Below are 389 nucleotides of genomic sequence, written 5' to 3'. Positions count from 1 at the left end.
GTCCTCACCGTAGACGGATTCAATAAGAAGCCGGGCTGCGTGTGGCATCTGAATAGCACCTTGCTCACGCAGCACACGCTGCGTCAGCCAGATTCGCCCATGATCGGGATAGACAAATGCACTGTTACGCATGGCACTGCAAAACCATTCGTCGCCAGGAGAGTCGTCCCAGACGGGAGCCAGAATCAGCAATTCAGGGGGGGAACGCTCGTCCTTTCCGTCACGCTTTAACTGACCATTAATATCGCGGATATGCCGCTGTAATCGTCCTGCTCGCTGAATCAGCAAATCAACAGGGGCCAGGTCGGAGATCATTTCGTCCAGGTCAATATCCACGCTTTGCTCAATTACTTGTGTACAAACAATGACTTGCGACGCTCTCTGTAAAC

Annotated in this window: 1 protein-coding gene; it reads right to left on the bottom strand. The window is 52.4% G+C overall.

The window, feature by feature from the left end:
- Window positions 1–366: hypothetical protein (locus tag D7V80_RS41270; protein ID WP_371807714.1), on the bottom strand; the 366-nt coding region annotated here is incomplete at its 3' end.
- Between the last annotated feature and the right edge of the window lie 23 nt (window positions 367–389).

This window comes from Corallococcus sp. CA054B (assembly GCF_003611625.1).
GTDB classification, from domain to species: domain Bacteria; phylum Myxococcota; class Myxococcia; order Myxococcales; family Myxococcaceae; genus Corallococcus; species Corallococcus coralloides.
This window is presented reverse-complemented; position numbering and strand designations above follow the sequence as displayed.